The sequence below is a fragment of the Gillisia mitskevichiae genome (assembly GCF_003634585.1).
GTDB classification, from domain to species: Bacteria; Bacteroidota; Bacteroidia; order Flavobacteriales; family Flavobacteriaceae; genus Gillisia; species Gillisia mitskevichiae.
Window position 1 is genome coordinate 1,040,244 of the sequence record NZ_RBLG01000001.1, and the last position, 19,981, is coordinate 1,060,224.

At 34.7% G+C, this 19,981-nt stretch carries 20 protein-coding genes; 8 read left to right on the top strand and 12 right to left on the bottom strand.

Features of this window, described 5'->3' with window-relative positions:
- Positions 1–40: 40 nt before the first annotated feature.
- From BC962_RS04665 to BC962_RS04695, 7 genes are all read right to left on the bottom strand, one after another.
- The gene (locus BC962_RS04665; RefSeq protein WP_121344715.1) at positions 41–550 is read right to left on the bottom strand and encodes an OmpH family outer membrane protein; all 510 of its coding nucleotides are present in this window, start codon (positions 548–550) and stop codon (positions 41–43) included.
- Positions 551–594: 44 nt separating this feature from the next.
- A complete protein-coding gene (locus tag BC962_RS04670; protein WP_121344716.1) occupies positions 595–1,419 on the bottom strand; it encodes an OmpH family outer membrane protein in 825 nt (274 codons plus the stop codon).
- 31 nt (positions 1,420–1,450) lie between these two features.
- Entirely contained in the window at positions 1,451–4,087 is a 2,637-nt protein-coding gene (gene bamA / locus BC962_RS04675; protein ID WP_245984024.1) for an outer membrane protein assembly factor BamA, read from the bottom strand.
- 7 nt (positions 4,088–4,094) lie between these two features.
- Entirely contained in the window at positions 4,095–4,832 is a 738-nt protein-coding gene (locus tag BC962_RS04680) for an isoprenyl transferase (protein ID WP_121344717.1), read from the bottom strand.
- A gap of 1 nt (position 4,833) precedes the next feature.
- Positions 4,834–5,541, bottom strand: coding sequence for a type IX secretion system protein PorG (porG, locus tag BC962_RS04685; protein WP_121344718.1), 708 nt, complete (start codon positions 5,539–5,541; stop codon positions 4,834–4,836).
- A 100-nt stretch (positions 5,542–5,641) separates the two neighbouring features.
- A complete protein-coding gene (locus BC962_RS04690; RefSeq protein WP_121344719.1) occupies positions 5,642–6,526 on the bottom strand; it encodes an NAD kinase in 885 nt (294 codons plus the stop codon).
- A 2-nt stretch (positions 6,527–6,528) separates the two neighbouring features.
- On the bottom strand, positions 6,529–7,185 hold the full coding sequence (locus BC962_RS04695) for a CBS domain-containing protein (RefSeq protein ID WP_121344720.1): 657 nt from the start codon (positions 7,183–7,185) through the stop codon (positions 6,529–6,531).
- A 91-nt stretch (positions 7,186–7,276) separates the two neighbouring features.
- Between BC962_RS04695 and BC962_RS04700 the strand changes: the two genes are divergently transcribed.
- From BC962_RS04700 to clpX, 8 genes are all read left to right on the top strand, one after another.
- Positions 7,277–7,993 (top strand): pyridoxine 5'-phosphate synthase, encoded by a 717-nt coding sequence (locus tag BC962_RS04700; protein WP_121344721.1) that lies wholly within the window; start codon positions 7,277–7,279, stop codon positions 7,991–7,993.
- Positions 7,990–8,754, top strand: coding sequence for an alpha/beta fold hydrolase (locus BC962_RS04705; RefSeq protein ID WP_121344722.1), 765 nt, complete (start codon positions 7,990–7,992; stop codon positions 8,752–8,754). Before BC962_RS04700 ends, BC962_RS04705 begins: the two co-directional genes overlap by 4 nt.
- Before the next feature lie 114 nt (positions 8,755–8,868).
- On the top strand, positions 8,869–10,119 hold the full coding sequence (locus BC962_RS04710; RefSeq protein ID WP_121344723.1) for an OmpP1/FadL family transporter: 1,251 nt from the start codon (positions 8,869–8,871) through the stop codon (positions 10,117–10,119).
- A gap of 19 nt (positions 10,120–10,138) precedes the next feature.
- On the top strand, positions 10,139–11,704 hold the full coding sequence (locus BC962_RS04715; protein WP_121344724.1) for an SGNH/GDSL hydrolase family protein: 1,566 nt from the start codon (positions 10,139–10,141) through the stop codon (positions 11,702–11,704).
- A gap of 129 nt (positions 11,705–11,833) precedes the next feature.
- Positions 11,834–12,175 (top strand): phage holin family protein, encoded by a 342-nt coding sequence (locus BC962_RS04720; protein ID WP_121344725.1) that lies wholly within the window; start codon positions 11,834–11,836, stop codon positions 12,173–12,175.
- Positions 12,176–12,261: 86 nt separating this feature from the next.
- Positions 12,262–13,584, top strand: coding sequence for a trigger factor (gene tig, locus BC962_RS04725; protein WP_121344726.1), 1,323 nt, complete (start codon positions 12,262–12,264; stop codon positions 13,582–13,584).
- An 86-nt stretch (positions 13,585–13,670) separates the two neighbouring features.
- Positions 13,671–14,348 carry an ATP-dependent Clp endopeptidase proteolytic subunit ClpP gene (gene clpP / locus BC962_RS04730; protein ID WP_121344727.1) on the top strand — a complete coding sequence of 226 codons (678 nt, stop codon included), beginning with the start codon at positions 13,671–13,673 and terminating at the stop codon, positions 14,346–14,348.
- Between the two features lie 72 nt (positions 14,349–14,420).
- Entirely contained in the window at positions 14,421–15,653 is a 1,233-nt protein-coding gene (gene clpX / locus BC962_RS04735; RefSeq protein ID WP_121344728.1) for an ATP-dependent Clp protease ATP-binding subunit ClpX, read from the top strand.
- A 418-nt stretch (positions 15,654–16,071) separates the two neighbouring features.
- Here clpX and groL read toward each other — a convergent pair whose 3' ends face one another.
- The 5 genes from groL to lptE form a co-directional block, all read right to left on the bottom strand.
- The gene (groL, locus tag BC962_RS04740) at positions 16,072–17,709 is read right to left on the bottom strand and encodes a chaperonin GroEL (protein WP_121344729.1); all 1,638 of its coding nucleotides are present in this window, start codon (positions 17,707–17,709) and stop codon (positions 16,072–16,074) included.
- A 123-nt stretch (positions 17,710–17,832) separates the two neighbouring features.
- Positions 17,833–18,108: a co-chaperone GroES gene (locus BC962_RS04745; protein ID WP_010228022.1), complete on the bottom strand. Its 276-nt coding sequence runs from the start codon at positions 18,106–18,108 to the stop codon at positions 17,833–17,835.
- Between the two features lie 150 nt (positions 18,109–18,258).
- Positions 18,259–18,603, bottom strand: a complete 345-nt coding sequence (gene secG, locus BC962_RS04750; RefSeq protein ID WP_121344730.1) for a preprotein translocase subunit SecG — start codon at positions 18,601–18,603, stop codon at positions 18,259–18,261.
- Positions 18,600–19,475 carry a hypothetical protein gene (locus BC962_RS04755; RefSeq protein WP_121344731.1) on the bottom strand — a complete coding sequence of 292 codons (876 nt, stop codon included), beginning with the start codon at positions 19,473–19,475 and terminating at the stop codon, positions 18,600–18,602. The genes secG and BC962_RS04755 overlap by 4 nt, the downstream gene beginning before the upstream one ends.
- Positions 19,475–19,978 carry an LPS assembly lipoprotein LptE gene (gene lptE / locus BC962_RS04760; protein WP_121344732.1) on the bottom strand — a complete coding sequence of 168 codons (504 nt, stop codon included), beginning with the start codon at positions 19,976–19,978 and terminating at the stop codon, positions 19,475–19,477. The genes BC962_RS04755 and lptE overlap by 1 nt, the downstream gene beginning before the upstream one ends.
- Positions 19,979–19,981: the final 3 nt, after the last annotated feature.

The window sequence follows — 19,981 nt, forward strand, 5'->3', positions numbered from 1 at the left end:
TCAAGGAAGCGCAGTTTTTAGAAATATTATTTAGAAAATATTACATTCCTAATTCTTTCTTTACATCTGGCATTAGATTAAAACCATCTGCCATGATCACACCAGCTCCATTAGAAGAGTCTAAAACGTAATCATATCCTTTTGCTCTTGCAACTTTTTGGATCGCAACACGAGCTTTTTCGTACACAGGCTTTAAAAGATCAAGTTCTTTTTTCTGAAGATCTTGTTGTGCTTTTTGTCCATGTTCTTGAATTCTTCTTTGAGTTCCTTGTAATTCCTGAGCTCTTTTTGCATTTTCTTCTTCTGTCTTAGTGGCAGCTTCAGATTCGTAACGTTGCATTGTTTTTTGAGCTTCAGTCATCATATCTCTGATCTCTGCATCGTAAGTCTTTTGTAATTTCTCTAATTGTCCCATTGCTTCTTTATAAGAAGGCATGGTTTCAACCAATTCTTGAGATGCAATATGAGCTACTTTAGATTGTGCATTTGTAAAAGCTGTTGCTCCAATCATTAAAGCTACTGCTATAAAAAGGGTTCTAAATTGTTTCATTTTTAATGTATTAATTGTTAAGTGTTAAAGGTTTGCGTTATTAATTAATCGTTATCTTTAGTTTTCATTTCTTCAATCTTTCTCTTCCGAACTTCATCAATAGAATCTTTTTTACGTTGTCTATCGGCTAGAACTTTCGCTCTTCGTTCGTCAAATTCTCTTTGCTTTACAGCTCTTATAGAATCTTTTTCTAGTTTTCTTGCTTCTAAAAGAGCTTCTCTTTCGTCTTGTACAGCTTGAACGGCTTGTTGCTTTTCAGCAATTTCCTCATCCTCTTCTACAGTACGATTTTCTTCAATCTCCATTTCAGCAATCTCACCTCTAGAATTCAATTGTTCTCTTTTAGATGCTCTAGTAATGATTCTTAAAACTTGATCGCTAATGTTATGTTTTTCTGCTGAAAAAACCATTCCAACATTAGAAGTTCTATCAAAAATATAATCATAATTCCTTTGAGTCCCAATTTCTTGGATCGCATTAAAAACTTGATCTTGTATTGGTTTAATTAATTGTTTCTTCTGAAGTAAAAAGTCTCCATTAGACCCAAAACGTTTTTGTTGATACTCTGCGATCTTAGATTCTTCAAAAGCAATTGTTGCTTCTCTTTCTTCAATAAGTTCCTTTGTTAATAAAGGTCTTTCTTGTTCTAGAGCAATTTGCATTGTTTGCACTTTCTTTAAATCTCTATCCAACTCCAATTTCCAATTCTGAACTCGTTCTTCTAATTGAGCAGAAGCTTCTTGATATTCAGGAACATTTGCCAAGATAAATTCCATATCTATATAAGCGATCCTATTAGGTTTCTGAGCCTGAACTAATGGCTGAAATCCTGCTAAAAAAACTAGTAGAATAAAAACTTGACGTTTCATAGTATTGCTATTAGAAATAATCGTGCCAAACCTAGAATTGCTGCCCGATTATAAAGTGAGTTTCCCAACCATTAGGTGATGATGCTCCTGGAACAGGATCAAATCCGTAACCAAAATCAATTCCTAATAATCCAAATTGCGGCATAAAGATTCTTAATCCAGCACCAGCAGATCTGTTTAGTTGGAACGGATTAAAATCTCTAAAATTATCATAAGATGCTCCACCTTCAATAAACATTAAACCATATATAGAAGCAGCTGGCTTAAGTGTAATTGGATATCGTAATTCCAAAGAATATTTATTATAGATAGTAGCTCCATCTGGATTGCTCGCCTGGCTAAAACTAGTTCTATCTAAAGGCACTAAAGATTGGTCTGGATATCCTCTTAGAGCAATGCTTTCTCTTCCATCCAAACTATAAGATCCCATTCCATTTCCACCTAAATAGAAACGTTCGAAAGGAGGAATTCCACGATCATTATTATAAGCACCTAGAAATCCATATTCGATACCCGTTTTTAAAACTAATGGACCTTTTGGCCCTAAATTAAATAGGGTAGTGTACCATGCAGCATCAAATTTAATTTTATAAAACTCTAACCATTTAAATTTTTCCTGATCTATTTTAGATTGATCTCCTACAGGCTCATCGCCAGGTCTTAATCTTAATCCATCTGAATTTAATAGGTTTCCGTTGTCATCTTCTAATTGGAACTCTCTTTGGTTCTCTAAATCATTATAATCTGTTCCATTCCAAAGTGAATAAGGAGGTGTGAATTTTGCAATAAAATTAAACTCAGATCCAACTGTTGGAAAGATTGGGTTAATTCCCTTACTGTTTCTGCTTAAACCTAAGGTGTAAGTTAGGTTGTTTGAAAACCCGTCCCCAAAAGTAAATAACTGAGTATTATAGTTATTTAGATCGTATCTCTGAAATCCTACAGATTGAGATAAGGTGAAATAATCATCTGGCCATTGCAATCTTTTTGCTAAACCAACATTCACTCCTAGTATGTCAAAACTTTGTGATTTATCTGCTTTTCCTCTTATTGGGTCGTAAAGAAACTGTCTTGTGTAAGAAAACGAAGTAGATAAGCTCTTAGGTTTTTTTCCACCTAACCACGGCTCTACAAAAGATAAGCTATATGTTTGGTAGTAAATACTCGCCTGTGCTCTTAAGGATAATTTTTGACCATCACCCATTGGAATTGGCTGGTATGCATCTTTATCGAAAATTCCAGCTATAGAGAAGTTGTTAAAAGATAAACCTAAGGTTCCAATAAAACCACCACCACCATAACCACCTTGCAACTCTATTTGACTTGCTCCAGCTTCTACAACAGCATATTCCATATCTAGAGTACCACTATTAGGATCTACATTTAAGAAATTTGGTGCTACATTTTCTGCATCAAAAAATCCTAACTGACCTATCTCTCTAATAGTTCTTACTACATTCTCTTGACTGTATTTTTGACCTGGTTTAGTACGTAGTTCACGATAAATTACGTGATCCTTAGTTTTTGTATTTCCTACTACACTAATTTTATTAAAATAAGCCTCTTTACCTTCTACAATTCTTATTTCGAAATCAATTGTGTCATTATAAACTTTGGTTTCAACAGTATTTATTTGAGCGAATAGATATCCATTGTTTTTATATAAGTTGGCAATATCTTGAGAGTCTGGTTTAGATTGATCCGAGATCCTTTTTTCTAATAATACACCATTATATACATCCCCTTTGTTTATTCCTAAAGCTCTAGTAAGTAAATCATCCGAATACACTACATTACCTATGAAATCTATATTTCCAATATAATGTTTGCTTCCTTCTTCTACCTGCAGTTGTAAAGCAACAGTTTTGGGGTCATTTATAATTAAAGTATCAGATACAATTCTCGCGTCTCTATATCCGTTTTCCTTATACTTGTTTACAACTTTTTCCTTATCTGCTTCAAAATCATCATAATTGAACTTAGATCGTTTCCAAACTCTAAAGAAGTTCTTCTCTTTGGTATTGCTCATTGCACCTTTAAGCTTAGCATCGCTTAACTCTTCATTACCAATGAATTCTATATTGCTTACTTTAACTTTTTCTCCACGATCTACATTAACAACCATATTTACCTTATTGGTGCCAGTGGTGTCCACAATAGAGGTAGTATTAATGACTACTTTAGTATTAAAGTAACCATCTTTTTTATACTTGTTCTCTATGTAATTTTTAGTGGTGGTTGTAAGGTTTTCGGTCACCTTTGATCCCGGAGTTAAAGAGTTCTCCTTTATAAGTTCTTCTTGTGTGGCTTTTTTCTTGATTCCTTGAATTCTTACCTCTGCTAATTCTGGAACTTCTTGAATTTCAAGTTCAAGATCTGCAACATTACCTTCGATGTTAGTAACGTAAAAATTAATATCACTAAAAAGACCAAGATCCCATAATTTCTTTAGGACCTTACTAATTTTATCTCCCGGAATAAAGATCTCATCGCCAGATTTTAGGCCTGTAAAGGCTATTACAGTTTGTTCATTATAACTAACTGTACCTGTTACTTCAATTTTCCCAATTGTATATTTACTTCCTCCACCTAGCGGTAAATCTTGTGCCTGAAATGATAGGGTATACAAAAAACAAAATGCCAAAAGGCTTAAAAACTTTTTGGACATGTTTGTATTAACTAATCTGCTCACTGGTTTTTCCAAATCTTCGTTCTCTCGTTTGATAATTATAAATGGCTTCGTACAAATCTTCTCTACGAAAATCAGGCCATAAAATCGGACTAAAATATAACTCTGCGTATGCTATTTGCCATAATAAAAAGTTACTAATCCGTTGTTCGCCACTAGTACGGATAAGTAAATCTACGTCTGGTAAATTTTGGGTGTAAAGATGCTGATTTATAATTGATTCATCAATAGCATCTAAAGATAATTCGTCATTTTTTACTTTTAGACTAATATCCTTAATTGCATGAATCAATTCTTCCCTAGAGCCATAGCTTAAGGCTAAAGTAAGGGTCATTCTATTGTTGTCTTTAGTTTTTTCAATTACTTCATTAAGCTCTTTTTGTGCTTTTCTAGGGAGTGTGTGGAGATTTCCTATTGCAATTAGCTTAATGTTATTTTTAATGAGTGTTTTTATTTCTTTCTTTAAAGAAGTAACTAATAAACGCATTAAAGTATCCACTTCCAGCTTTGGTCGGTTCCAATTTTCTGTTGAAAATGCATATAAAGTTAGATTTTCAATACCTAATTCTGCAGATCCTTCAACTACATCCCGAACAGCTTTTGTGCCTTCTTCATGTCCAAATGCACGTAAAAATCCTTTTTGTTTTGCCCATCGCCCATTCCCATCCATAATAATGGAGATGTGTTTTGGTAAGCTTTCTAGATTGATTTTTTCTTTGAACATTCTATATATTACAGTAACATGGTTTTTTTCCGAACGTAAAGGTAAAGCTTACACCTGAAAATACATACCAGTCTGTAGTATTTGTGTTTCCAAATTCTCTAGGTGGATCTCTTCTGGTAAGTAATTCTTGAGGATTACTCCCGTCAATATTATCGGTAAAGGTATAGCGAAGCCCAATTTCGAAGGCTCCAATAATTTTTGGGGTTACAGTTTTTTTGTATCCAAATATGATAGGGATAGAAAATTCCCAATTATCACCTTGGGGTTCTAATTTACCAGGGTTAGGACGATCGGCATCTAAATAATGATGATTTGAGTTAAAATAACTTATTCCAGTGTATAGATATGGAGTGCTTTGTGGTACAGCATCATGAAGATCGAAAGAATAAAAATTAAATTCTAATCCTAAAGATGCCTCTGCAATGTGGTTTGTAAAGCTATAGCCTCGTTGTTGTCTTCTTACTTCGTTAGATGAAGCATCATCTGCTTGGATTTCGGCATATAATAAACTAAATCTAAAACTGTGGCGATCGCTCCTGTTCCATTTAACTATTCCTCCTCCCACAAGAGTGTTCGGATTTATAAATGAAGATTTACCTACATCTCCAATATAGTTGGCGCCACCAATAAATGGACCTATTTCGAAGGTTTGGGCAACAGTAGAATTGGAGAAAGCAAACAGAATAATTAGTAATAACAGGTGCCTCATAGGTTTTTAAAAGTTTGCAAATATAGTAATATTGTTTACCCCGTAACAATTTGGGGATTTTTGTATATCTCTATTAACAAATATTGTAGGGTTTTATTGTCTAATTACGTTTGTCTTCGCCCCATAAAAGCTTTTTTCTAAGTGTTTCTAGAAAACTGTCCTTTTCTATTTCCACCATGCTAATTGTGAATGGAGCAATTCTAATAGTGATCTCTGTAGCATTGCTTAGGGTTGCAATACGGGAGTCCATAGATACTAAATAAAAGTCTTCTCTTCCAGATATCCTTAGGGTTATTTTGGTATTATCCTTTATAACAAGAGGTCTTGCATTTAAATTATGAGGTGCAATCGGTGTTATTACCAAAGCTTTAGTGTCTGGAACAATAACCGGGCCACCACAACTTAATGAATAGCCTGTAGAACCGGTAGGGGTAGAGACTATTAATCCATCGGCCCAGTAGGAGGTTAGATATTTGTCATTTAACCATGTTTCCACCGTGATCATAGAGGTAGTGTTTTTTCTACTTACCGCTATTTCATTCAATGCATAATTTGTTTCACCAATTTCTTCGCTGGAAGGATTGGTTTCAATACATAACACAGTTCTTTCGGAGATCTCATATTTCTTGTGAAGTATGGATGCAATGCTTCTCTTGATTTCTTCTTTCTGAATAGTGGCAAGAAAACCGAGCCTTCCTGTATTAATACCCAATATAGGAATGTTAAGATCTTGAATATAATTGATGGATTTCAAAATAGTTCCATCTCCACCAATACTAAAGAACAGATCGTAAGTAGAATCCAATTCTTTGAAAGTGCTGAAATGATTGTAATCCTTGCTTAATATCTTATGATCGTGAATAAGGTCTAGAAAGTTTTTTTCAATACATACCTCAATATTTTCCTGGTTTAGAATGTCAAAAAGTTCTTTTATATAGATGCCAGAATCTTTGTGATAAAACTGACCATAAATCCCTACTTTCATTTTTATATATTAAGGTACTTGTCCAAATATCTGGAGCGCTCTTTTAAATTTTTGCTATAAAGGTCTTCTTGGTGTTCAGAAACAATTGTGTACCCATACCTTCTAAGGGTTTGTAATATTTCATTTAATCCAGATGAATTTACTTTTACGGTAATTTGAGTAAGATCATTTTCTTGTGAAGAAACAAACATTCCTGAAATTCTCGCGTTTTGAGATTCAATGATCTGGCCAATTTGGCTAAATGAATAATCTAAACTTCCTTTTTCTAAAACAACAATGCCACCTGGCTCATTTAGAAAGGGGGTTTCATTAAACTTATGTAAGATATCGCTTAGCTCTAAATAGCCTAAATATTGATTCTCTGAACCTAAAACAGGTAAAATATTTGCTTGATTTTGAGCAAAAGTTTCTAAAGTATCCAGCCAATTGTCAGATTCCCTAGCGTAAAATCCTTCTAGGGCATATTGATAATCAACCAGAGTTTTTTCAGCATCAAAACATCTTACATCATTTTCAGACACACAACCTAGATAAACACCATCCTTTCCAACAGGCATATGAGAATACGTAAGCTCATTGAATTTTTTCTTTAGATCGCCTATCTTTTCCGTGATCTGGCAGATTTCCATGTCATTTACTATGTAACTTTCAATACTCATAATTCCTCTTCATTTTAATGCAAATTAATTAAAATAATATTCAATAAGGCATCTGCATCTTTGTATTTTTGTTAATTCAAAGCCAAATACAATGACCCATTTAAGTGTAAATATCAATAAAATTGCCACACTAAGAAATGCCAGAGGTGGGAATGTTCCAAATTTAGTTCAATTCACAAAAGATATAGAATCTTTTGGAGCTCAAGGAATCACCGTTCACCCTAGGCCAGACGAGCGCCATATTAGATATCAGGACGTCTTTGATCTTATGCCTGTGGTGACAACCGAATTTAATATAGAAGGAAACCCGATCCCAAAATTTATAGATCTGGTTTTAAAATCCAGACCTGCGCAGGTGACTTTGGTTCCAGATGCGGTAGATGCCATCACTTCCAATTCGGGTTGGGACACTATTAAACATAAAGAGTTTTTAAAAGAAGTTATTTCAGAATTTAAGAGAAATAATATTAGGACCTCCATATTTGTAGACCCTAATTTGAAAATGGTGGAGCATGCGGCTGCTACTGGTGCAGATAGAATAGAATTGTACACGGAAGCCTATGCAGATGAATTTGCAAAAGGGAATAAGGAAGCTGTAAAAATATATACAGATTGTGCTAATAAAGCCATTGAAATGGATCTTGGTTTAAATGCGGGTCATGATCTTTCCTTGCAAAATATTCAATATTTCAAACAGAACGTACCTGGCTTACTAGAGGTTTCTATCGGGCATGCTTTGATAACAGAATCTTTGTACTTTGGTTTAGAAGCAACAATTCAGAAGTATTTAAATTTATTAAAAGGATGATTAAATTAAATGCTACTGTTATAGGGGAAGGTACTCCCTTTTTAATTCTTCATGGATTTTTGGGGATGAGCGATAATTGGAAAACTCTTGGAAGTAAGTTTGCCGACAAGGGATTTCAAGTTCATCTGTTAGATCAGCGAAATCATGGTAGAAGCCCTCATACTTCAGAAATGAATTATCAGGCAATGTCTCAGGATATCAAAGACTATTGTGAAGAGAATGATTTAACAAATATTATTTTATTAGGACATTCCATGGGCGGGAAAGTAGCTATGCAGGTTGCAGGTGATTTCCCAGATTTACTTCAAAAACTTTTGATTGTAGATATTGCTCCAAAATATTATGCTCCGCATCATCATGAAATATTAGAAGGTTTAAAAGCTTTAGATAATGAAGTGATTAAATCTAGGGGAGATGCCGAAGATTTCTTGGCTAATTTTATTCCAGATAAAGGTACTCGACTCTTTCTTCTAAAGAATTTATATTGGAAAACGAAGGAAAAGTTGTCTCTAAGACTTAATCTGGATGTTTTAAGTGAGTCTGGAGAAGAAATTGGACTGGCACTTCCAGATAATATTATTTTCATCAAACCTACTTTATTTATTCGAGGAGGAAAATCGGGGTATATTTCTAAAGAGGATGAGCCCCTAATATATAGGCATTTTCCTAATGCTAGAATACAAACAATAGAAGGAGCTGGGCATTGGGTTCACGCTGAGAAAATTTCGGAATTTTTTAAGATTGTAGTAGATTTCATTTAAACTTTGACGTTATTATTATGTATGCATAATAAATTGCATCAATTCCTTGCGTAATTTATAATTTATGCTAATTTTGAAGCATCCATAAAAAACAAAATAAACTCAAATTTAATTATGAAAAAACTATTATTTCTAGCGGTGTTCGCGTTGACTACCGCAGTAACCTATGCGGGAGGGTATCGTGTGAGTTTGCAGGGTCAGCGTGCCTTAGCAATGGGACATACCGGAGTAGCGGTGGTGAACAGTGCAGAGCTAGGATTCTTTAATCCAGCGGGATTAGTCTATTTAGAGAATAAGATAAACGTATCTGTTGGTGGGTTTGGTGTATTTTCAGATGTAGTCTATCAAAATGAACAAACGGGAGATGTTGCAAGAACAGATAGTCCTATAGGAACTCCGTTGTATTTATATGCGTCTTATAAGGTAACCGATTGGTTAACTGCAGGTTTAAGCGTTTACACTCCGTATGGAAGTTCTGTAGAGTGGGAAGACGATTGGGCAGGTTCTCATCTTGTTAATAACATAGACCTTGCTGCAATATATATTCAGCCATTATTATCTTTCAAGCTAAATCAATATTTTAGTGTTGGAGGTGGACCTATCTATGTTACAGGAAGTGTTAATTTCAATAGAAATTTAAATAGAACATTGTCTGATATTGATGGGAATAGATCTGAAGTAACTGTGGATGCAACAGGTGTTTCTAACTGGGGATGGTCTGCTAGTGCAATGTTCTCTCCAGCCGATAATTTAAGAATTGGATTTAATTATAGATCTGAAATTATTTTGGAAGCTAAAGATGGTGAAGCAGATTTTGAAAATATTCCAAATTCTCCTGCAACTCCATTTGCAGATACTAGATTTGATGCAGAGCTTCCTTTACCAGCTGAACTTACTGTAGGTCTTTCTTACGAATTCGCTGATAAATGGTTGTTCGCTTTTGATTATAACATGACATTTTGGAGTGTTTACAAGTCTTTAGATATCGACTTTGCAAATCCTAGTATTCCAGATTCTAAGAACCTTAGAATGTATGAAGATTCTTCAGTGTATAGATTTGGTCTTCAATACGAAGCAAATGATATGTTCACTTTAAGAGCTGGATATTATTTTGATGAATCTCCAGTGCAAGAAGGATTCTTTGCTCCAGAAACTCCTCGTAATGATTCTAATAACTTCACAGCTGGTCTTTCTGTAAATGTAAATGATCATTTTGCTATAGATGCTTCTTTCTTATATTCTAGATTTAAGGAAGTAAATGCATCTTATGATTCTTACTTAGAAAATGGACAGGCTGTTCCTTTTGGAGGAACTTACAAGTCTAGTGCGTTCGTGCCAGGAATTGGAATAACTTATAAATTATAATAGTAAACCAGATATTAAAATGAAAAATTATATAAAATATTTACCATTTCTGGCATTAGGAGTTATTTCTTGCGAGCCAGAATTAGACAACCCAGTAGATGAAGCTGGATTTTATACCAATGGAGAAGCGGACTTTTCAAATTATGTTGCTTTAGGGAATTCTCTTACTGCAGGATACGCAGATGGGGCTCTTTATATTACAGGACAGGAGAATTCTTATCCTAATATTATGGCTCAGCAATTTGCTAAAGTTCAGGAAACTCAATTATTCACACAGCCTTTAGTTAATGATAATTCTGGTGGATTATTACTGGCAGGTAATCAAATTGCATCTAATAGAAGAGTTTTAGCATTTGGTGTAGATGGTAGCCCATCTCCTCAAATTTATACAGGGATGCAACCAACTACAGATATTACAAATGTATTGTCTGGATCTTTTGGTAACATGGGTGTTCCCGGAGCTAAAAGTTTTCATTTAATAACTCCTAATTATGGAGATGTTTCTGGAGTTCCTGTTGGAACTGCAAACCCTTATTTTGTAAGATTTGCTTCTAGCCCAAGCTCGACTGTTCTAGCCGATGCTGTAGCGCAGAACCCTACTTTTTTCTCAGTTTTTATTGGGAATAATGATGTGTTAAGTTTTGCAACTTCCGGTGGAGTTGGTGTAGATCAAACAGGGAATTTAGATCCTTCTACGTATGGGCCTAATGATATTACAGATCCACAAGTATTTGCTTCAGCGTATTCTACGATTGTAAATGCTATGGTTGGAACTGGTGCAGATGGAGCCTTAGTTAATTTACCAAATGTAACTTCTATTCCATTCTTTACCACAGTTCCAAATAATGCATTGGTTTTAGATGCAGCAACAGCGGCCAATCTAACAGGATTTTTTCAAGCGGTTGCAGGAATTTTTGCACAAGGAGCAATTCAGCAGGGTGTAGATCCAGCAGTAGCTCAAGGTCTAGCTGCGCAATACGCACTTACATTTAACGAGGGTCCTAATAGATTTTTAATAGATGTTCCAGTTTCTCAAACAAATCCATTAGGGTTTAGACAAATGACCGCAGATGAGTTATTAGTTCTAACAATAAACCAAGGAGCTTTAGCTCAAGGATATGGTTCAGTTGTTCTAACTCCAGAGGTTATGCAGGTTTTAGGTTTACTTCAAACAGGAGGTCAACCAACACCGGCACAGGCTCAGTTAGTTTTAGATGCTGTTAGCGGTATAGACGATAAAGATGCTTTAGATAAAGATGAATTAACTATGATTTCTACTGCACAAGCTAACTACAATGCAACGATTAAAGCCTTGGCTCAAGCGAATGGTTTGGCCTTTGTGGATGTTCAGGCAACTTTAGCACAAGTTGCTAACGGAGGTATTCCTTTTGATGGGGGAGTTGTTAGTTCTCAGTTTGTAACTGGAGGTGGTTTTTCTTTAGATGGGGTTCACCCAACACCAAGAGGTTATGCTTTGGTGGCAAATACTATTATAGATGCTATTAATGCAACTTACAAGTCTAGTGTTCCCAAAGTGAATATTGGATCTTATGGAACTGTTACCTTGAGTAATGATGTTCAATAAAATTTACTAATAACATTCTTCCTTAAAAGAATGGATGATATTAATTAAATCACAAAAACAAAGACGCCGGATTTATTCCGGCGTTTTTTTTGCATTTTTGTGAGATAATCAACCACTAAAATTTAATAGATGAAGTTTCTAATACGTATTCTTTTAACCGCAGTCGCGGTAGTTTTGCTAGCAAAATTTTTACCAGGAGTAACAGTTGCAGGATATGTTACTGCAATTATTGTTGCTGTTGTGCTGGCTATTCTTAATTTAATAGTAAAGCCAATTCTTGTAATATTAACTTTGCCAGTTACCGTTATAACTTTGGGCTTGTTTTTGTTAGTTATTAACGCGGTTATAATCCTTCTAGCAGATGCATTTGTAAGTGGGTTTGGAGTAGATGGTTTTTTAATAGCCCTTATATTTAGTTTGCTGTTATCTCTTTTGCAAACTATATTATATTCTGTATTGGGATCAGATTAGAAGAGTGCTGTAATTCAGCAGTTTGAAACTTTGAGAACAATCTAAAAATGTGTACTTTTGCACACCAATTTTTATAATACGTTACAATGAATATTACTAGAGAGAATATTGATGAATTGAATGCGATAGTAAAAGTAGATATCGCGAAAGATGACTACATAGAAAAAGTAGATAAGATCTTAAAAGATTACAAAAAGAACGCGAATATACCTGGATTTAGAAAAGGGCATGTTCCAATGGGGATGGTGAAAAAGCAATACGGTCAAGCTGTATTAGTAGATGAGGTGAATAAATTATTGCAGGAAGCTTTAAATAAATATTTAACCGAAGAGAAGTTGGACGTTCTTGGTAATCCTTTACCTAAAGAAAAAGAAAATTTTAATTGGAATCAGGATAACTATAGTTTTGAATTCGAGTTGGGTTTAACTCCGCAATTCGATGTAAACTTAAAAACTAAAAAACCAATTACTCATTATAATATCGTTGCTGGAGAAGAGATGATCAACAATCAGATCACTCATATTCAAAAACAATATGGGAAATTGATATCTAAAGAGGTTGCTGAAGAAGGAGATGTTATTGCGGGAACTTTTGTGAACGAAGAAGAGAATATAGATAATGCTGGTACGATTTCTTTAGACCAAGTAAAAGGGAAAAAGAACATCAGTAAACTAGTTGGAGCTAAAAAAGGAGATGTAATTACCCTAAAGACTAAAGGTCTTTTTGAAGATGATCATCAATTAGAAAAAGTTCTTAATCTAGAGCACGATAGAATACATGATCTAGATGTTGAGGTTACTCTTACTGTAACGGAAATTAATCATCAGGAATCTGCAGAGCTAAATCAAGAATTATTCGATAAGCTTTTCCCAAATTCAGAAGTGAAGGATGTGGATGGTCTTAAAGAAAAGATCAAAGAAGATGCTGCAAAACAATTTCAGCAACAAGGAGATCAACAATTATTAAATGATGTAACTGAAGCTTTAATTGAGAACAATAAATTTGATCTTCCAAAAGAATTTCTTCAGAAATGGATCCGTACTGCGGGAGAGAAGCCATTAACTGAAGAAGAAGCTAAAGAAGAATTTATTAAGAGCGAGCATGGTCTTAGATTTCAATTGATCGAAGGGAAATTGATTCGTGAGAACAAATTGGAAGTTAAGTTTGAAGATCTTAAAGAATTCACTACTGCTAGAATTAAGGAACAAATGGCTCAATTTGGCCAGATGGACCCTGCAGAAAAAGAATTGGATGAGATCGCTGCACGTGTACTTTCAAACCAAGATGAGATCAAGCGTTTATCTGAGCAATTGATGAATGAAAAGCTCTTAGGTTTCTACAAAGAAAATATCGATTTAAAAGAAAAAGAGGTTACTTACGAAGACTTTGTTAAAGAGATCTACAAGTAGACTTTCTTATAATTTATACATATCTTTAAGGCGTTAAACCAATGGTTATAACGCCTTATTTACTTAAATAGAGAATATAAACAGTTATGGATTACGGAAAAGAATTCGAAAAATACGCCATTAAAGATCATGGTGTCAACGGGAACTATTACGATAAGATAATTACTAGTATGAACCCAATGGGGATGACCCCAAATATTATTGAAGAACGCCAAATGAATGCTGTGGCAATGGACGTTTTTTCAAGATTAATGATGGACAGGATCATCTTTTTAGGTACTGGCATCAACGATCAAATAGCTAATATCATTCAAGCACAACTTTTGTTTTTAGAAAGTACAGATGCTTCCAAGGATATCCAAATATACATTAACTCTCCAGGAGGAAGTGTGTATGCTGGATTAGGGATTTATGATACTATGCAATTTATTAAGCCAGACGTGGCAACTATATGTACAGGAATGGCAGCATCTATGGGTGCAGTATTGTTATGTGCAGGTCAAAAAGGAAAACGTAGTGGATTGCCTCATTCAAGAGTAATGATACACCAACCTTTAGGAGGAGCACAGGGACAAGCGAGTGATATAGAAATTACAGCACGCGAGATCTTAAGCTTGAAAAAGGAATTGTATGATATTATTGCTAAGCACAGTGGGCAGTCTTATGAAAAAATAGAAGAAGATAGCGATAGAGACTTCTGGATGAAAGCAGATCGTGCTAAAGAGTACGGAATGATAGACGAAGTTCTAACTCGCGATAAATAGAATAACGTAGGATACCGCTAGGATATTTCTTATATTCTAGAAATCAGTATCAACAATTTGAAATTGAAAGAAATGGCGAAAGATGATTTAGAATGTTCCTTTTGTGGAAGGAAAAAACCAGAAACTGATCTCCTGATCGCAGGTTTAGATGCACACATTTGTGATAAATGTATCGAGCAGGCTCATGGGATAGTTTTAGAAGAATCAAAACAAGGAGGTGCAAAGGAGCTTTCATCAGATTTGATGTTAAGCAAGCCTAAGGTTATAAAAGCTTTTTTAGATGAATATATCATAGGACAGGAAGCAACTAAAAAAGTGATGTCTGTAGCTGTTTATAATCACTACAAAAGATTATTGCAACCTAAAAGAGAAGATGATATTGAGATCCAAAAGAGTAATATCATTATGGTAGGGGAGACCGGAACAGGGAAAACCTTAATGGCCAAAACTATCTCTAAAATGCTTAATGTTCCGTTGGCAATTGTAGATGCTACAGTATTAACGGAAGCTGGATATGTAGGAGAAGATGTAGAAGGAATTCTTACTAAACTTTTACAAGCAGCAGATTATAATGTTGAAAAAGCACAACGCGGAATTGTTTTTATAGATGAAATAGATAAGATCGCTCGTAAAAGTGATAATCCATCTATTACCAGAGATGTTTCTGGAGAGGGCGTTCAGCAGGCTTTATTAAAGTTGTTGGAAGGAACTACCGTGAATGTTCCGCCAAAAGGAGGAAGAAAACATCCAGACCAGAAATTCATTGAGGTAGATACAGAAAATATTCTTTTCATTGCTGGAGGAGCTTTTGATGGTATTGAGAGGAACATAAGTAAGCGTTTAAATATGCAAGCTGTTGGATTTAGTGCTTCACAAAGTGAAGATAAAATTGAACGTACCAACCTTTTAAAATATATCATTCCGAAGGATCTTAAAGATTACGGGTTAATTCCTGAAATCATCGGTCGTTTGCCAGCTCTTACCTACATGGATCCTTTGGACGAGGAAACTTTAAGAGCAATTCTTACAGAACCTAAAAATGCTATAATCAAACAATACCAAAAGTTGTTTGAAATGGATGAGATCTCTTTTGAGATCACCGAAGATGCACTTAACTACATTGTAGGGAAAGCGGTAGAATACAAATTAGGAGCTAGAGGATTAAGATCTTTATGCGAAGCTATTTTAACCGATGCTATGTTTGAAATGCCTGAAGGTGAAGAGAAAGAGTTAGTGGTTACAAAAGAATATGCAGAAGATAAATTGAATAAATCTACTATTAGCAAACTGAAAGCAGTTTCTTAATCTGTACTTATAATCTTTATAAAAAGCCATCTGTATTTTTATAGATGGCTTTTTTATTATCTTTAATTCTAAACTATTTAAGGTCATGAAAGAATCAAACAACAAAGAGTTAAACTGGAAAATGATCCTAGTATTTGTTGCGGTTTTTTTGGTTGTAAGTCAAATCTTGTCAGATTGGGATCACTTCAAGGAGGGTCTGTTCTCAGCTTTTTAATATATTACAAGTATTAATAACGTCATTCTGAACTTGTTTCAGAATCCCATAACACGAAGTATCACTACAATAAAGACCGTGGAAATAATTCCGATAGCTATCGAAGATGTTTATTAATACAGTATAAAAAACTTACAGGATATATATAAAACAAAAAACCCGCTTCAATTTGAAGCGGGTTTTTATATTTATTGTGACTAGCCACTACATCATTCCGGGCATACCTCCACCCATTCCGCCTGGCATACCGCCACCAGCGTTATCTTCTTTAATATCTACCAAAGCACATTCAGTAGTTAAGATCATTCCCGCAACAGAAGCAGCATTTTCTAATGCAATTCTTGTTACTTTCTTAGGATCTATAATACCTGCTTTAAGCATATCTACATAGGTATCGGTTTTAGCATCATAACCAAAATCCTTTTTACCTTCCAATACTTTATTGATCACTACTGCACCTTCACCACCAGCATTTTCAACAATAGTACGTAATGGAGATTCAATCGCTTTATTCACGATCTGGATACCAGTCATTTGGTCTGCATTATCACCTTTTAAGCTCTCAAGAACTTTCTTGGCTCTAACTAAAGCAACACCACCACCGGCAACAATACCTTCTTCAATAGCCGCACGAGTTGCATTTAAAGCATCGTCTACACGGTCTTTCTTTTCTTTCATTTCAACTTCTGAAGCGGCACCTACATAAAGTACAGCAACACCACCAGCTAATTTAGCTAAACGTTCTTGAAGTTTTTCTTTATCGTAATCTGAAGTTGTAGATTCTATTTGAGCTTTGATCTGTTGAACACGCTCTTTAATAGTTGCATTATCTCCAGCTCCATTAACAAGAGTTGTATTGTCTTTATCTATAGCAACTTTTTCAGCAGTTCCTAACATATCCAAAGTAGCATTCTCTAAAGAGAATCCTCTTTCTTCAGAAATAACAGTACCACCAGTAAGAATTGCAATATCTTCCAACATTGCTTTTCTTCTATCTCCAAATCCTGGAGCTTTCACTGCAGCGATTTTTAATGATCCGCGAAGTTTGTTAACTACTAGAGTAGCAAGCGCTTCTCCGTCTACATCTTCAGCGATGATCAATAAAGGTTTTCCAGATTGAGCAACCGGTTCTAATATTGGAAGTAAGTCTTTCATAGAAGAGATCTTTTTGTCATATAATAATATATATGGATCTTCAAGATCTGCAGTCATTTTCTCACTATTTGTAACAAAGTAAGGAGAAAGGTATCCTCTGTCAAATTGCATTCCCTCAACAACATCTACATGAGTTTCAGTTCCTTTTGCTTCTTCTACAGTGATTACACCATCTTTTCCAACTTTCTGGAAAGCTTGTGCAATTAATTCCCCAATATGGTCATCATTGTTTGCAGAGATAGATGCAACTTGTTTTATTTTTTCTGAAGAGTTTCCAACTTCTTTTGCTTGTTTTGCAAGGTCTTCTGTTATTGCTAATACAGCGCTATCTATCCCTCTTTTAAGATCCATTGGGTTTGCACCTGCAGCAACATTCTTAAGGCCTTCAGCAACGATAGCTTGAGCAAGAACAGTAGCGGTAGTCGTACCATCACCAGCAAGATCATTGGTTTTAGAAGCAACTTCTTTTACCATTTGAGCTCCCATGTTCTCTAAAGCATCATCTAATTCTATTTCTTTAGCAACACTAACACCATCTTTAGTCACCATTGGTGCTCCAAATGATTTCCCAATAATCACGTTACGACCTTTAGGTCCTAAAGTAACTTTTACAGCATTTGCTAATGCATCTACACCGCGCTTTATTCCGTCGCGGGCTTCAAGATTAAATTTAATATCTTTTGCCATTCTATTTAGTTTTTCGAAAATCTCACACTTAATTTATGCTAGGCATAAAAGTGAAATTTTATTAAGTTAATAATTTATAGTTCTTAATTCAAAATGCAGAATGCATTTTAAACGTGTAAGGATTTACACAATTGCAAGAATATCATCTTCTCTCATGATAAGATAATCTTTCCCTTCCAATTTTAATTCGGTACCAGAATACTTACCATAAAGTACTTCATCCCCAACCTTTACGGTCATGTCATGTTTTTTAGTTCCTTTTCCAACTGCAACTACTTTACCTTTTTGTGGTTTTTCTTTTGCGGTTTCAGGAATATAAATACCAGATGCTGTTTGAGTCTCGGCAGCAGCAGGCTCGATTAGTACTCTGTCTGAAAGAGGTTTAATTTTTAAAGCCATTATGTAATGTATTTTAGTTAATTAATTTATTATGTACAGAGCCTAAATGACCAAAATTATGCCACGACATATATACTGACATTATGAAACAAAAAATGCCAGCTTATGACAAGCTGGCATTTTAATATATATTGTAAAGAGTGCTTAGTGTTACTCTTGCTCTTGTTCAGTTTGAATAGGAGTTTGTGGAGTAGCTTCTGGAACTGTATTTTCTATAGTACCATCACTATCTATAACTCTAGATTCTGAGATCCCGGTTCCATCTAATACTGTAATATTAGAAAGTAAGATCAAGACTAACATTAAAGTAGCAAGGGTCCATGTACTTTTATCTAAAAAGTCTCCTGTTTTCTTTACTCCTCCAATTTGCTGACCTCCGCCACCTCCAAATGAAGATGAAAGTCCGCCGCCTTTAGGATTTTGTACCATAATGACTACTACTAGCAAAAATGCTACAATGATTATCAATGCTAAAAAAATAGTGAATGTGCTCATTCTTTTCCTGTATTATTTTCTTGTAATTTCTTAATTGCCCTAATTTGGTCTGCAAAGAAACCACTTTTTTCGGGATTTTTCAAACTTAAAATCTTGAAAGCTTGAATTGCTTTTTTATAGTTTTTTTGTTCCAAATAAACCCTCGCTAAAGTTTCGGTCATTAAAGCTTCGGGAGGTACTGTTCTATCCAGTGCTATATTAGAATTAGTAGCTGGTTTATTAGGTTTTATCTTAGGACTTTTGGAAATAAAATTATCTATAAGTTGAGATTTTCTAGACCTTAATGTAGGTTTTATATTTTGCTTCGCTGTATTTCTTTCTATAGGAGTTGCTGTGGTTAAACTTAACCATTCCGAAAAAGAATGCGATTCTTGAGAATTGAATTCTAAAGGTTTGCCAATACTTATTGGTAATTCCTCTGTAATATTTTCTTTTTCTGCCTCAATAATTGGCTGCTCTTTTAGTTTTTCAAATAAAAAGGGATCCATTACTTGATCCGATTCTATTTGCTTCATTTTTATAGCTTCGTTTATTGCAAGGCTCTTGGTGCCAAAAACTTCTTCAGGTTCGAAAACAGTAATGTTCCTTAAGCTTTCTTCCTGATTTTTAATTTGCAATGCCACTTTATCCTGAATGAATTTCGTCGAAGTTATAAAATCGAATAAAACACTTCTATCTAATGTATGGGCAGCGGTTCTTTTTAATTCAGAATTATAACGCGGACTATCTTTTGCATGTAATCCTTTAAGATAAATCGCTCTAGCTGGCTGAAAGAATGGAAATTTCTCTAAAATACTTTCCAGTTCTGCTATTTCTGAATTTTTAACAGAAGCAGAATTTTCAAATAAGGAAGTTAATTCTTTAGAATTCATTACCAGTTTGTAAGCGTTGCATTAAAAATATCTTGAGTGATCCTAGAATAGATCTCTTCTATTGCAGTGTCTAGAACAACGCCGGTTAACTGATCATCTGCAGCATAATCATAATAAAATGAAAATCGTCGTTCAATATCCTTATCCGGTTGTAAGGTATTGTAATATCTTAAGTTCACAGCAATTGTAAGCCTATTCTGAGCCGCGGTATTTTGTGCGGTTGCTGTAATTGGAGCGACATAATAATCTATAATTTCTCCTTCATAAATAAGATCACCACCGGAATTTGTTAAACTCAAATTGGTTTGACCTTGAATAAGATCTTGCAACTGTAATGTAAAAGCTCTGTCTATTCCTGGTTCAACAATATCTGAAGTATTCTGAAAATAATTTACTTGAAATGTTTTAGCTGCACCAGTATCTGCTCCGGTAAAAGAATAGATACCACAAGATTGTAAGCAGAACATCAAAAAGCAACTTAAAATAACACCAATCTTTTTCATTGA